This is a genomic window from Rhizobium sp. BK377 (genome assembly GCF_014193935.1).
GTDB lineage: Bacteria > Pseudomonadota > Alphaproteobacteria > Rhizobiales > Rhizobiaceae > Rhizobium.
Genome location: NZ_JACIAC010000004.1, coordinates 98,010 through 111,910, shown reverse-complemented (window position 1 = coordinate 111,910; position 13,901 = coordinate 98,010). Strand labels below are relative to the sequence as shown.

15 protein-coding genes are annotated in these 13,901 nt (G+C 62.5%); 12 read left to right on the top strand and 3 right to left on the bottom strand.

The window, feature by feature from the left end:
• Positions 1-166 precede the first annotated feature (166 nt).
• The 5 genes from cobF (at position 167) to FHT92_RS17705 (ending at position 4,489) form a co-directional block, all read left to right on the top strand.
• Entirely contained in the window at positions 167-931 is a 765-nt protein-coding gene (cobF, locus tag FHT92_RS17725; RefSeq protein WP_183827704.1) for a precorrin-6A synthase (deacetylating), read from the top strand.
• Between the two features lie 78 nt (positions 932-1,009).
• Complete coding sequence (gene cobG, locus FHT92_RS17720; RefSeq protein WP_183827701.1) at positions 1,010-2,371, top strand: precorrin-3B synthase; 1,362 nt, start codon at positions 1,010-1,012, stop codon at positions 2,369-2,371.
• 2 nt (positions 2,372-2,373) lie between these two features.
• A complete protein-coding gene (locus FHT92_RS17715) occupies positions 2,374-3,006 on the top strand; it encodes a precorrin-8X methylmutase (protein ID WP_183741917.1) in 633 nt (210 codons plus the stop codon).
• A complete protein-coding gene (locus tag FHT92_RS17710; protein ID WP_183741919.1) occupies positions 3,003-3,728 on the top strand; it encodes a precorrin-2 C(20)-methyltransferase in 726 nt (241 codons plus the stop codon). The genes FHT92_RS17715 and FHT92_RS17710 overlap by 4 nt, the downstream gene beginning before the upstream one ends.
• Complete coding sequence (locus FHT92_RS17705; protein ID WP_183827698.1) at positions 3,725-4,489, top strand: precorrin-3B C(17)-methyltransferase; 765 nt, start codon at positions 3,725-3,727, stop codon at positions 4,487-4,489. The genes FHT92_RS17710 and FHT92_RS17705 overlap by 4 nt, the downstream gene beginning before the upstream one ends.
• Here FHT92_RS17705 and FHT92_RS17700 read toward each other — a convergent pair.
• The gene (locus FHT92_RS17700; protein WP_183828487.1) at positions 4,453-5,223 is read right to left on the bottom strand and encodes a cobalt-precorrin-6A reductase; all 771 of its coding nucleotides are present in this window, start codon (positions 5,221-5,223) and stop codon (positions 4,453-4,455) included. The genes FHT92_RS17705 and FHT92_RS17700 overlap by 37 nt on opposite strands.
• Between FHT92_RS17700 and cbiE the strand changes: the two genes are divergently transcribed.
• Positions 5,222-6,451, top strand: a complete 1,230-nt coding sequence (cbiE, locus tag FHT92_RS17695) for a precorrin-6y C5,15-methyltransferase (decarboxylating) subunit CbiE (RefSeq protein ID WP_183827695.1) — start codon at positions 5,222-5,224, stop codon at positions 6,449-6,451. The genes FHT92_RS17700 and cbiE overlap by 2 nt on opposite strands.
• A 4-nt stretch (positions 6,452-6,455) precedes the next feature.
• On the top strand, positions 6,456-7,214 hold the full coding sequence (gene cobM / locus FHT92_RS17690) for a precorrin-4 C(11)-methyltransferase (RefSeq protein ID WP_183741925.1): 759 nt from the start codon (positions 6,456-6,458) through the stop codon (positions 7,212-7,214).
• A 1-nt stretch (position 7,215) separates the two neighbouring features.
• On the opposite strand, the gene FHT92_RS17685 is transcribed toward cobM, so the two are convergent.
• Positions 7,216-8,028, bottom strand: a complete 813-nt coding sequence (locus tag FHT92_RS17685) for a TIM barrel protein (protein WP_183741927.1) — start codon at positions 8,026-8,028, stop codon at positions 7,216-7,218.
• A gap of 152 nt (positions 8,029-8,180) precedes the next feature.
• Complete coding sequence (locus FHT92_RS17680) at positions 8,181-9,209, bottom strand: LacI family DNA-binding transcriptional regulator (protein ID WP_183827691.1); 1,029 nt, start codon at positions 9,207-9,209, stop codon at positions 8,181-8,183.
• Positions 9,210-9,342: 133 nt separating this feature from the next.
• Between FHT92_RS17680 and FHT92_RS17675 the strand changes: the two genes are divergently transcribed.
• The 5 genes from FHT92_RS17675 to FHT92_RS17655 all read left to right on the top strand — a co-directional run bounded on the left by FHT92_RS17675 (position 9,343) and on the right by FHT92_RS17655 (position 13,845).
• The gene (locus FHT92_RS17675; protein ID WP_183827689.1) at positions 9,343-10,431 is read left to right on the top strand and encodes a fatty acid desaturase family protein; all 1,089 of its coding nucleotides are present in this window, start codon (positions 9,343-9,345) and stop codon (positions 10,429-10,431) included.
• A 33-nt stretch (positions 10,432-10,464) separates the two neighbouring features.
• On the top strand, positions 10,465-10,779 hold the full coding sequence (locus FHT92_RS17670; protein ID WP_183741933.1) for a MocE family 2Fe-2S type ferredoxin: 315 nt from the start codon (positions 10,465-10,467) through the stop codon (positions 10,777-10,779).
• Between the two features lie 8 nt (positions 10,780-10,787).
• Positions 10,788-12,014, top strand: a complete 1,227-nt coding sequence (locus tag FHT92_RS17665) for an NAD(P)/FAD-dependent oxidoreductase (RefSeq protein WP_183827686.1) — start codon at positions 10,788-10,790, stop codon at positions 12,012-12,014.
• 21 nt (positions 12,015-12,035) lie between these two features.
• Positions 12,036-12,839: a 3-methyl-2-oxobutanoate hydroxymethyltransferase gene (locus FHT92_RS17660; protein WP_183741937.1), complete on the top strand. Its 804-nt coding sequence runs from the start codon at positions 12,036-12,038 to the stop codon at positions 12,837-12,839.
• 109 nt (positions 12,840-12,948) lie between these two features.
• On the top strand, positions 12,949-13,845 hold the full coding sequence (locus FHT92_RS17655) for an NrtR DNA-binding winged helix domain-containing protein (protein ID WP_183741939.1): 897 nt from the start codon (positions 12,949-12,951) through the stop codon (positions 13,843-13,845).
• Positions 13,846-13,901 lie beyond the last annotated feature (56 nt).

Sequence of the window (13,901 nt, the reverse complement as noted above, 5' to 3'; positions counted from 1 at the left end):
ACATAGCGTCAAAAAGCGTATCGAAGATGACATGATTCGGAGCCAGCGACAATAAACCGTTCGCTAACCGAACAGAGAGAAAGTTGGCCGCGGCCAACTGTCGGATCCGCCCTTGCCAAAGACTTTCTTTAGCGGCACAACCCGGTGAAATCACGAGGCAGAGAGCGTGCGGCACATCCATATCATCGGCATCGGCACGGGCAACCCCGAACATCTGACCATCCAGGCAATCAACGCCATGAACATGGCAGACGTCGTGTTCATCCCGACCAAAGGTGCCAAGAAGGCGGATCTTGCCGAGGTTCGCAGGGAGATCTGCGATCGATATCTGACCCGCGAAGGTGTGCGCATCGTTGAATTCGAGGTACCACAGCGCGCAATCTCCGACCAAAGTTATGCCGGGAGCGTAGACGACTGGCACGCCGCGATCGCCCGCATCTATGAAGATCTGATTGCCAATCTGCCGGAAACTGGTGCGGGCGCCTTCCTCGTCTGGGGCGATCCGAGCCTCTATGACAGCACGATCCGCATCATTGAACGCGTGCGTAGCGCCGGTACCTGCGCCTTTGACTATAGCGTCGTTCCCGGCATCACCAGCATCCAGGCGCTGGCGGCAAGCCACCGCATTCCTGTCAATCTCGTCGGCAAGCCGGTCGAGATCACCACCGGCCGGCGGCTGACCGCGACGGGGCTGACGCATGAAACGACGGTCGTTATGCTCGATGGCGAGCAGGCTTTCTCGAAGATTGACGATCCCGATGCCGAGATTTTCTGGGGCGCCTATCTCGGCACCAAGGATGAAGTGATCCGCTCGGGCCGGCTCGGCAGTATAGCCGCCGACATCCTCCGGCTCCGAGCCGAGGAACGGGCGCGACATGGCTGGATCATGGATATCTATCTCCTGCGCAAAGGGCGTGATTTCGACGACTGATTGTTCCGGTCGACGAACCGATCTCGCTTTGCTGCATCCGGCGCGATCCTGTAAGACATGGGGCCAGAGGATGGATGAATGCGCAGCATTGCCGGCAGTATCTTGAAAGCAGAGAAACCTGATATCGTGGGCATGCAACGCGGCGCCTGCCCGGCGCTTGCCGCACCCATGCAAACCGGCGACGGCCTGCTCGTGCGCCTGCGGCCTGCTGGCGGCACCCTCTCGATCTCCCAGTTCCGGCACCTGGCTTCGGCAGCGGCACGGCATGGAAACGGTGTTGTTGAAATCACCGCTCGCGGCAATCTGCAGATTCGGGGTCTGCAAACCGAATCCGTCAGTCCGCTGGCGGGGGAGCTCGATGCCGCCGGGATCATTATACCTGATGGCGTGGCAGTTGAGATTTCGCCGCTGCACGGCATCGACGCCGACGAGTTTGCTGATGCGGCCGATATGGAGGCGATGCTGCGCAGCAAGCTCGGCGACCTTCTCAGCTCTCGCCATCTTGCACCGAAACTCTCCATACTGATCGACGGGGGTGGTCGATTCTCCCTTTCCGCTCTCATCGCCGATATCCGCGTCGTCGCCCAGCCGGCAGGACAATGGCTGGTTTCAATAGCCAGCGATGAAGAGGGTGCCACGCCACTGGCCCTCGGCACTGCGGATGCGGCTGTCGGTGCGGTCCGCGACCTGCTGCAGACGCTGATTGCGCATGGCAGACGCACACGCGCCCGCGACATCGACAAAGCGAAACTGCGCGCCCATCTTCGTGAGTTCGATAGCATCCGATCTATCGGTCCTGCGCCGACGAAAGCGTCCTTCGTCGGCGTCACGAAGCTGAGGAATGGCAGGACAATACTCGGCGTGCGCCTGAAGTTCGGTCAGGCAAGGGCCACTGATCTGATTTCCTTCCTCACCTCAGCCGAAAACGCCGGCGCAAGGGAAATCCGGCTGGCTCCGGATCGTGGTTTCTTCGTGATTGATCTGGCCGAGACGGCAATGCCGGCTCTTCTGGAAGCGGCCATCTGTTGCGGCTTCAGCGTGACGGCGAACGAGCCAACCGAGCAGATCGCTGCCTGCGCAGGAGCAGGGGCCTGTGGCTCGGCTTTCTACGATACCAAGGCTCTTGCCAGCCAGTTGATCGATCGAATTCCGGCGCTCTTCGACGGCTCGCTGAAGCTTCACCTCTCCGGCTGTGCGAAAGGTTGCGCGCATCGGCGCGCCGATCTCGCGATCGTCGGGGCGGCCGGCGGTTACGACTTTGTCGTCGACGGGATCGCTGCGGACGAACCGGCTGCAAGGATTGCTGGCGGCGGGATCGATTTCGCTATAGAGAGGCTCGCCCGGCTGATCGAAGAAGAGAGAGGCGCGGGCGAGTCGAGTGCCGATTGCCTGAAGAGGCTTGGCCCCACCGGTCTCGCCGAGGCGCTGCAACAGGAATAGCAATGCCAGACTACGATTATATCCGCAGCGGAGACGCGATCTACGAGCGTTCCTTCGCGATCATTCGCAGCGAAGCCGATCTCTCGCGTTTTTCGCCTGAAGAAGCCGACGTCGCCGTACGCATGATCCATGCCTGCGGCCTGGTCGAGGCGGCGCAGAACTTCGTCTTTTCACCCGATTTCGTTCATGCTGCGCGCATCGCTCTGCAAGACGGCGCTCCGATCTTCTGCGATGCGGAGATGGTGTCGCATGGCGTGACGCGTGCCCGCCTGCCGGCCGGGAACGAGGTGATCTGCACCCTGCATGATCCGCGCACGCACGAGCTTGCCCGTCAGACCGGCAATACCCGCTCGGCCGCCGCAATCCATCTCTGGCTCGACCGGCTCGCCGGCAGTGTCGTTGCCATCGGCAATGCGCCAACGGCCCTCTTCCATCTTCTCGAACTTTTGCGAGACGGTGCGCCGAAGCCGGCGGCAATCATCGGCATGCCGGTCGGCTTTGTCGGCGCTGCCGAATCAAAGGATGCGCTTGCGGAAAATTCCTATGGCGTTCCCTATGCCATCGTGCGCGGCCGGCTCGGCGGCAGCGCCATGACGGCAGCCGCCATCAACGCGCTGTCGAGGCCCGGCCTATGAGCGGCCGTCTGATCGGCGTCGGCACCGGACCCGGCGATCCCGAGCTCCTCACCGTCAAGGCCGTCCGCGCCATCGAGGGCGCCGACGTGATTGCCTATTTCGCCAAGCAGGGCAGGGGCGGCAATGGCAAGGCGATTGTCGAGCACCTGCTGAAACCCGACACCGCGCTGCTGCCGCTCTACTACCCAGTGACGACCGAGCTCGACAAAAACGATCCGCTCTACCAGAGCCACATCACGGATTTCTACAACGTATCCGCCGATGCCGTTGCCCTTCATCTTGACGCAGACCGCACGGTCGCCGTCCTCAGCGAAGGCGACCCGCTGTTCTATGGCTCCTATATGCATCTGCATGTGCGGCTGTCGCGGCGCTACCCGACCGAGGTCATTCCCGGCATCAGCGCCATGTCGGGCTGCTGGTCGCTGGCGGGTATGCCAATTGTTCAAGGTGACGACGTGCTCTCCGTCTTGCCAGGCACGATGGGCGAGCAGGAGTTGACCCGCCGCCTCGCCGATACCGAGGCCGCCGTCATTATGAAGGTCGGCCGCAACCTGCCGAAGATCCGCCGTGCGCTGCAGGCTGCCGGCCGTCTCGGCGACGCGCTCTATGTCGAACGCGGCACCATGGCGAATGCCGCAATGGTAAAGCTCACTGAGCGGGACGAGGGCAACGCGCCCTATTTCTCATTGGTGCTGGTGCCCGGCTGGGAGGCCAGCCGATGAGCGGCCGGCTATTCGTAATCGGCACCGGTCCCGGCAATCCGGAGCAAATGACGCCGGAGGCGATGGCCGCCGTCGAAGCATCAAGTGAATTCTTCGGCTACGGACCCTATCTCGACCGGCTGACGCTGCGCGCTGATCAGACCCGCCATGCCTCCGACAACCGCGAGGAGCTCGACAGGGCAGCAGCGGCGCTGACACTCGCCACTGGCGGCGCCGATGTCTGTGTCGTCTCGGGCGGCGATCCCGGCGTCTTTGCCATGGCCGCTGCTGTCTGCGAGGCGATCGACAAGGGACCGGCGCAGTGGCGCGGCGTCGATCTCACCATTCTTCCCGGCATTACCGCCATGCTGGCAGTTGCCGCCCGCGTCGGTGCACCACTCGGGCATGATTTCTGCGCGCTGTCGCTCTCGGACAATCTGAAGCCCTGGGCCGTCATCGAAAACCGCCTGGCTCTGGCGGCACAAGCCGGTTTCGTCATCGCCCTCTATAATCCGATCAGCAAGGCGCGCCCCTGGCAGCTTGGCACCGCCTTCGAGCTGTTGCGCCGTCATCTGCCAGCCACGACACCCGTCATCTTCGGCCGTGCGGCCGGCCGGCCCGACGAGCGGATTACGATGCAACAGCTCGAAGACGCCGACGCTTCCATTGCCGATATGGCGACCTGCGTCATCATCGGTTCGCAGGAGACGCGGGTGATCGCCCGCGAGGGACAGCCGGACCTGATCTATACGCCGCGCTTCATGGCCGTGGAGACGAGATGATCGATTGCCTCGAGCGCCGCTTCCACCGTTTCGACCGACGCCATGCTGGCAGCGGGCGCGCGCGCGATCACGACGACCTTGAGCCCAAGCAGGCGTGCCGCCTCGATCTTCGCATAGGCCGCCCTACCACCGCTGTTCTTTGTAACGACGGCATCGATACGATACTGCCGCATCAGCTCGATTTCGCCTTCGAGCGTAAAGGGGCCACGGTCGAGGAGATATTCGACATCGGCAAGGGCAAGCGGCGGATCGACCGGATCGACGCTGCGGACCAGGTAGAAATGCTGTGGGGCGACTTCGGCGTGATGAGCACCCTGCCGGCCGGTCGCCATAAAAACGCGGCGCGGGGCGGGGCCAAGGGCAACGATGGCCGCCGGAATATCGGCCACGACATGCCAGTGATCGCCAGCTTCGGGCACCCATTCAGGGCGAACGAGGGCGAGCGCACCGATACCGGTGCGTTCAGCAGCAATGGCGGCATTGGCCGAAATGCGTTCAGCGAAGGGATGAGTGGCATCGACCAGCAGGTGATAGCCTCCTGTCGTCAGGAAGTTCGCAAGCCCCTCTGCACCACCGAAGCCGCCGATGCGGACGGGAACAGGCTGGTTGGCCGGAGCCTGCGTGCGGCCCGCCAGCGACAGCAGGATATCGAGGTCCTCTCGCGCGGCAAGCGCGGCGGCCAGTTTGCGCGCCTCGCTGGTGCCGCCGAGGATCAGGATACGGGTCTTCTCCATGTCTGACACGTCCCCCTCCGACCCGCGCTGGCTCACTCTTATCGGCATCGGCGAGGATGGTCCAGACGGGCTCAGCGAGGAGGCAAAGCGCCTCATTGCTGCCGCACCGGCCGTCTTCGGCGGCGCGCGTCATCATGAACTTGCCGACACACTAATCACCGGCGAGCGTTTCACCTGGCAGAGCCCCTTCGAGAAATCGATCGAGGCGATCCTGGCCCGGCGCGGGACGCCCGTCGTCGTACTGGCCTCGGGCGATCCATTCCTCTATGGCGTCGGTGCGACGCTATCGCGCCGCATCGCGGCGCACGAAATGCGCACCATCCCCGCACCCTCCGCGTTCAGCCTTGCTGCGGCGCGTCTCGGCTGGCCGCTGCAAGAGACGGCCTGTGTGTCACTGCATGGACGCCCGCTCGACCTCATCTGCCCGCATCTGCATGCCGACAGGCATATTCTGGCGCTGACCTCGGACGAGAAGGGCCCACAGGCACTGGCCGAACTGCTTGTCGCAAATGGCTTTCCCCAGACGCGGCTGACGGTGCTGGAAGCGCTCGGCGGCGGGCGGGAGCGCATCCGCAGCACGACGGCATCAGGCTTCGATCTCAATGGTATCGACCCGCTGAATGTGTGCGCTCTCGAAATTGCGGCGGGGCCGGGGGCACGAATCCTGCCCTATGCTTCGGGCCTCGACGATGCGCTCTTCGAACATGACGGTCAGATTACCAAGCAGGAGATCCGGGCCGTCACGCTCTCGGCGCTGTCGCCGCGCCATGGCGAGCTCCTCTGGGATATCGGCGCGGGATCCGGATCCGTCGGTATCGAATGGATGCTGGCCGACCCGTCCCTGAAAACAATCGCAATCGAAGAGGCGCCGGAACGGGCCGCTCTCATTGCCCGCAATGCCGCGAGTTTCGGCGTGCCGCAGCTTGCCCTTGTCGAAGGCACCGCACCCGCAGCACTCGCCGGCTTGCCGGCACCGGATGCGATCTTTATCGGCGGCGGCGGCAGCGAGGCCGGCGTCATGGACGCGGCAATCACAGCACTGAAGCAGGGAGGGCGGCTCGTTGCCAATGCCGTCACCCTGGAAATGGAGGCGCTGCTTTTGGCCGAATACCGAGCGCGCGGCGGCGCATTGACGAAGATCGAAATTGCCCGCGCCGCACCCATCGGCGGCATGAGCGGCTGGCGACCGGCCATGCCAGTCACGCAGTGGCGTTGGATCAAGGAATAAAAGAATGACGGTTCATTTCATCGGCGCCGGACCGGGTGCAGCGGATCTCATCACGGTGCGCGGACGCGACCTGATCGGCAAATGCCCTGTCTGCCTCTACGCCGGCTCCATCGTCTCACCGGACCTGCTGCAATATTGCCCGCGGGGTGCACGCATCATCGATACCGCGCCGATGTCGCTTGACGAGATCGAGGCCGAATATCTCCGCGCCGCCAATGCCGGCCAGGATGTCGCCCGACTGCATTCCGGCGATCTTTCCGTCTGGAGCGCAGTCGCCGAGCAGATCCGCCGGCTGGAGAAGCATGGCATTCCCTATACGATGACGCCGGGCGTTCCGGCCTTTGCGGCGGCTGCTTCCGTGCTCGGCCGCGAACTGACGATTCCGGCTGTTGCGCAAAGCCTCGTGCTGACGCGTGTGTCCGGCCGTGCATCGCCGATGCCGAATGAAGAGACGCTCTCAAAATTCGCGGCGACAGGCGCGACGCTCGCGATCCATCTCGCCATCCATGCACTGGATCAGATCGTCTCGGAGCTGACGCCATTGTACGGTGCAGATTGTCCCGTCGCCATCGTGGCCAAGGCTACCTGGCCGGACGAGCGTATCCTGCGTGGCACGCTCGCCGATATCGAAGCGAAGGTGGCAGCCGAACCGATCGAGCGCACGGCCATCATCTTCGTCGGCCGCTCGCTGGCGTCAGAGGATTTCCGCGAGAGCTCGCTCTACGACCCCGCTTACCAGCGCCGCTTCCGAGAAAGACGATAGCTCAGACCTTCGCGGCGAGATAGTCCATGCTTGCCTTCAATGCGGCGGCGGGATCCTTCAGCGCATGCACTTCGGATGCGAACGGCTCGAAGGAGAAGGGGCCCTTGTAGCTTGCCTGCAGCAGCGCGCGGATCTGCATGGCATTGCCGAGCCGGTCATCGGCGGCCACGAGGACACGATGTGGGTCGCGCATGTCAGAGACGGAAACAGAAGGATCGCTGACGCCGGAAATATGCACGAGCCCGGTCAGATGTGGGAAGAAGGGCGTTTCACCGGCAAGATGATGATGGAACGTGTCGTGCACCAGCCGGAAGGTTGGTTGCGCGTTCAGCGTCTCGATCGCATCGACTGCTTCCGCTTTGGAGCGCAGCGAGCAGATTTCAAAACCGAGCGGCTCGACGAGACCGACAATGTCGGCCGCATCGAGCATCGGTCGGAGTGCCGTCAGGGCCTCACGCAGATTGGCCTGGCGCTCGCCATCGGCTGTTCCCGTGCCGTCGTTCTTCGGAACCAGCACCAGCGCCTGCGAGCCGACCGCCCTTGCATAATCGATCAGCTCGCGGGCTTCCTGCTCGCGTGCCGCGTTCCACTCGTTGAAGCGCTGCAGCGCATTGATGGAGATGATTGCGACGCCGTGGCGGGCGGCCGCCTCCTTGATAAGGTCAGGCTTGGTCCCGTCGAGGATGGCGTTGCCTGCGAGATCATTGCGGATCTCCACCGCATCGATGCCGAGCGAAGCGGCAAGCGCAAAGAAATCTTCGATCGAAAGCGCGGGCGCCGCCATATGGTTCAGCGCGAAACGGATGGATGCCATGCGAAATCTCCTCCTCGCTCCTCATGCGTGAGAAGCATTATGACTGTGTGATCGAATCTCTACTGGAATTTCGCGTTCAAGCCATAGGCCGCGCGGCCAGAGGCTCTATCATCGCTGATAGATTTTCCCGGCTCCTGATAGAATTCCATCATTTAGATATTCTCCGGCAGGAAGATCTCGAAGGGCAGAAATGATTGACCGGGAACGGCTATCTCGTCCTGTTCGAGCGCACCCGTCATCAGTGACACTACTTCCTTGCAGAGTGCTGGCAGCGGCGTGCCGATTGCCATGGTGACGATGCCGTCGGCAAGGCCGGCCTTGCTGTCTGCCGTCAGCTCGTTGACGACAAGCACGGTCCGGCCGCCGATCCCCTCTTCGCGAAATGCCGAAATCGCCCCCTCCATGCCGCCACCGCAGACATAGAGGCCGACGAGATCGGGATGTTTCTGCAAAAGGGTCAGTGTCGCCTCATGGGTGATCTCGGGGGTTTCGAGATTGATAAGGGTTTCGACCACCTCGAAGTCAGGCGCTTCCTCGCGGAAATAGGAGCGGAAACCCATCTCACGCAGCTCATGACCATGAAAACGATGGCTGCCGACAAAACAGGCCACCTTGCCGGGCCGGCGGGCAGCCTTGGCAATCATCCAGGCAGCGGTGCGGCCGACCTTGCGATTGTTGACGCCGACATACGCATCCCTGACACCGGTCGCGAGATCCGAAAGCAGCGAGAAGACCGGAATACCGCGTTCCTTCAGCTCCTCGACGGCAGCTGTGACAGCGGGATAATCGGGGCCGACAAGCGCGACCGCCTGGTTTCTCGCGCCGAGTAGCTTGATCTTTTCTATGATCGCAGCGGGTGTTGCGGCGGACGGATATTCCACCTGCGTCTGTATGCGGGCGGTCGTGACGTTACGGGCGGCCGTTTCGATCTCGCGGGCAAAGGCCTGGTAGAAGGGCTGTGTCGGCTTTTGCAGCAGGAAGGCCAGCCGATATTGCGGCAGATCCTCGAAAACGCGCTGCCGGATCAGGCCGACGGCGTGATAGCCGATCGACTGGGCCGCATCATAGACGCGCCGCGCCGTTTCCTCACGCACCCGATGACGGCCATTCAGAACGCGATCGACGGTCGCAACGCTGACGCCAGAGGCTTGGGCAAGATCTGATATGGTCGGGCGGCGCATGGTTGGTCCTGATAGTTTTCAATCATGAATGAAAGCCGTCTCTGATGGCTTTTGATAGAATATATCAAGCCTGCATTGAGGGCTTTGCGAAGTCAACCTATTCTCCGGACCAAGAACTGGTGAGGAGGAAAGCATGGCTGGCGAGGCAACGAAGCGCGATTACAGCCTTTTGGGAGAGAGCGGCAGGACAGCGGTTGAAACCGGTCTTGCGGCTGCGGAATGGTATCATACCGATATTCCCCGAAAGGAGATGAAGGCGCTGATGCAGCGTTCCGACAATCAGGCGATCCGCGACACGGCGCTCTGGCTCGGCAGCATGGTGATCCTTGCCGCCCTTGGCACCTATTTCTGGGGCTCCTGGATCGCAGTGCCCTTCTTCCTCGCCTATGGTGTGCTCTACGGCTCGGCATCGGACAGCCGCTGGCACGAATGCGGCCATGGCACCGCCTTCAAGACGCGCTGGATGAACGATCTCGTCTACCAGATCGCCTGCTTCATGATCATGCGCAATCCGGTGACCTGGCGCTGGAGCCATGCCCGCCACCACACCGACACCGTCATTGTCGGCCGCGACCCCGAGATCGCCGTGATGCGCCCGCCGGACCTCTTCCGCCTTGTGCTCAATTTCTTCGGCATTCTCGATGTCTGGCATGCCGTGATCGACATGATCAGAAATTCGGCCGGTATCATCAGCGCGGCGGAAAAGACCTTCATTCCCGAGATGGAGCAGCCGAAGGCGATCCGCATCGCTCGTATCTGGTTTACGATCTACATCGCCACCATCGCGCTTGCCATCGATTCGGGCTCGATCCTGCCGCTGATGCTGATCGGCCTGCCACGCCTCTACGGTGCCTGGCATCACGTGCTGACCGGCCTGCTGCAGCATGGCGGGCTTGCCGACAATGTCATCGACCACCGGCTGAACAGCCGCACGGTCTACATGAACCCGATCAGCCGCTTCATCTACTGGAACATGAACTATCACGTCGAGCATCACATGTTCCCGATGGTGCCTTATCACGCGCTACCGAAGCTGCATGCGATGATCAAGCACGATCTGCCAGCAGCCAACCCGTCGATCTGGTCTGGCTACAAGGAGATGATCCCGGCCTTCCTGCGCCAACTTCGCAACGAAGACTATTTCCTGAAGCGGGAATTACCGGCAACGGCACGGCCCTATCGCGAGGAATTCCACGCCGAACTGGCGCCTGCAGCCCAGTAGGCAGCCTAATAACAGGATCGAGGGAGGAAAAAGATGAGCGGAAAGTGGATCGAGGTTTGCGGCAAGGACGAGATCGACGAGGAGGATGTCATCCGTTTCGATCATGGCGGGCGCACGTTTGCAGTCTATCGCAGCCCGGATGACGAATTCTTTGCCACCGACGGGCTCTGCACGCATGAGCAGGTCCATCTCGCCGACGGCCTCGTCATGGAGGAAATCATCGAATGTCCCAAGCACAATGGCCGGTTCAACTACAAGACCGGTGAAGCCAAGGGCGCACCCGTCTGCGTCAACCTGAAGACCTACCCCGTCAAGATCGAAGACGGCGCCGTCTTCATCGCGATCTGAGGTGCGCCATGGCCCATTTCGTCATCATCGGGGCAGGGGAATGCGGGGGGCGGGGCGCCTTTGCGCTCCGGGAAAAGGGGTTTGACGGCGACATCACGCTTGTCGGCTCCGAGCCGCATGCGCCCTATGAGCGCCCGCCGCTCTCCAAGGCCGGCCTTGCCGGTAATGCCGATCCCAAATTCATCGCCGCACCCGAGAGTTATCAGACCGGCAATATCCGCCTGCTGACCGGCGTTACGGCAACCCGCCTCGATGCCGCGGCCCATAGCGTCACCATGTCCGACGGCAGCGAGCTCAGCTACGACCGGCTGCTGCTTGCAACGGGCGCCAGCGCCCGCGCCTTTCCCAATGCGTCGGCTGAAAGCCGCCATATTCGGTCGCTCCGCGCGCATCATGATGCGGTGAGCCTGCGCGCCGTGCTGCAATCCGGCAAACGGCTTGCCGTCATCGGCGGCGGCTTCATCGGCCTGGAGGTTGCGGCAACCGCTCGCCAGCTTGGCGCCGACGTCATCCTCGTCGAAGGGCTGGAACGGGTGCTGAAACGCGGCGTTCCCGAGGAGATTGCCGAGCTCGTCGCCGAACGCCACCGCACCGAGGGTGTCGATCTGCGCTGCGGTGTCTCCATCGAATCCCTGACCGAGCAGGGCGGCAAGGCCGTCATCCGGCTTTCCAACGATGAGGCGATCGAAGCCGATTTGGCCCTAGTCGGCATCGGCGCCCGGCCAAATGTCGAGCTTGCCGAGGCAGCCGGACTTGCGATCGACAACGGCATCGCAGTCGATGACCGGTTGCATACCTCCGCCCCCGATATTTTCGCGGCCGGCGACTGCTGCTCCTTTCCGCTCGCCATCTATGGTGGGCGGCGCGTGCGACTGGAATCCTGGCGCAATGCGCAGGAGCAGGGCACGCTTGCCGCCGCCAATATGCTCGGCGCCGATGAACCGGTTTCCACCGTGCCGTGGTTCTGGTCGGATCAGTATGAGATGACGCTGCAGATAACGGGGCTTGCCGATGGCGCGGCCACGCTTTTGCGCCGCGATCTCGGCGAGGGGGCCTTTATCCTCTTCCATCTCGATGCCGAAGGTCGGCTCCTTGCCGCAAGCGGCATCGGGCCTGGCAATGCGGTCGCCCGCGACATCCGGCTGGCGGAAATGCTGATTGCCGCACGTGCGCATCCCGACCCGGCCGCACTGACCGCCACCAATGTCAAGCTAAAGTCGCTGCTCGCCGCCTGATAGTTTTCAAAGGATAATGCGATGAAGAAACATAATCGCGCCACTGTCGCCGATCTCCTGGCGCTCAAGGGAAAACGCCAGCTCACCATGCTGCGCGTCACCACGCTTGAGGAGGCGGAAGCAGCAGAAAAGGCCTGCATCGACATGGTCTCGGTGCCGCCAGCCCTGCTTGGGCCAGCCTTTCGCGAAGCGGCACCAACGCCCTTTGCCATTCCTGGGCTCGAATATGGCGATCATGTCTCGGCTGAAGAATATATGCGCGAGGCCTTCAAGGCACTAAAGGCTGGCGGCGATGCCGTCTATTGCGCCGCCAGCCTGAAGACCATCCGCCGTATGCGCGATGAAGGCATTCCCGTCTGCGGCCATGTCGGCCTCATCCCTTCAAAGGCAACCTGGACCGGCGGTTTTCGCGCCGTCGGCAAGACGGCTGCCAGCGCGTTCGACGTGTGGCGCGAGACGAAGGCGCTTCAGGATGCCGGCGCCTTCGCAGCCGAGATCGAGGTCGTCCCCGGCGATGTCGCGGCGGCGATTTCCAACCGCACCTCGATGCTGATGATCTCTATGGGCGCCGGACGCGGCTGCGACGCGCAATATCTCTTTGCCGACGATGTGCTCGGCACGACCAGAGACCACACGCCGCGCCACGCGAAAGTTTATCGCAACTTCGCGGCCCAATATGACCGGTTGCAACGCGAACGCATCGCCGCCTTCAACGAATTTGCCGAGGATGTCCGATCCGGCGCCTATCCGGAAAGGCGTCATCTCGTCGGCATCGACGAGGCCGAGTTGTACAATTTCCTGCATCGGCTGGAAGCGGAAGGATAGGCTGCAGTATCTTCCATCTCCCTGCTGGGGAGAAGGGGAAGCGTCCATTGGCATAAGCGCCGTCCTATGTCAGAGAATAGAGCCATCAGAAACAGATTCTCAGGCGCTGGTGACGATAGGCTTTGCACATGCGGAACTGATCGCGGTCCTCGTCGCGGTGACCGAGGACGAGCCGCGCGTCATGACGATCCAGGGTGGCGATGCGCTGCCGTCAGGCCCCTTCGAAATGGGCCATCGCACGCTGCAATCGGGCCTGCGCGAATGGATCCAGGAACAGACCGCCCATCCCGTCGGCTTCCTCGAGCAGCTTTACACCTTTGCCGACCGAGACCGGAACAACGATATCCAGGGCGGTCGCACCATCTCGATCAGTTATCTCGGTCTCGTCAACGAACAGTCAGGCGCCGGACGACCGGGCTGGCACGGCTGGTATGAATATTTCCCCTGGGAGGACCATCGCGACGGGCGTCCAGAAATCCTCGATGACCTGATCGCGCGCCTGCGCTTGTGGGCCGATGCCGATCCTGTCAGGCGCGAATACCGCCATCGGCGCGCCGATTTCACCTTCGGGCTCGATGGCGGCGGCTGGAACGAGGATCTGACGCTGCAGCGGTATGAACTGCTCTATGAGGCGGGTCTCGTCTGCGAAGCCGGCGCCAGCAAGGACGATAATCTCGGCCGGGCAATGTTTGCAGATCACCGGCGCATCCTTGCGACGGGCATCGCGCGGCTTCGCGCCAAGATCAAATACCGCCCCGTCGTCTTCGAACTCATGCCCGAGAGCTTCACGCTTCTGCAGTTGCAGCGGGCCGTCGAGGCGCTCGCCGGCCTGACGCTGCACAAGCAGAATTTCCGCCGCCTGATCGAACAGCAGGAACTGGTGGAGGAAACCGGCGGGGCGACGAGCGAGACCGGCGGCCGGCCGGCCAAGCTTTTCCGCTTCCGCCAGACCATTCTCGAAGAACGCGCGCTCGCCGGAACGAAATTACCGCTCTCCCGCAATTGACATATGCTCACGGTGAGAATATCTCTTTGCGCATGATATGCTCAAATCGAGCATAA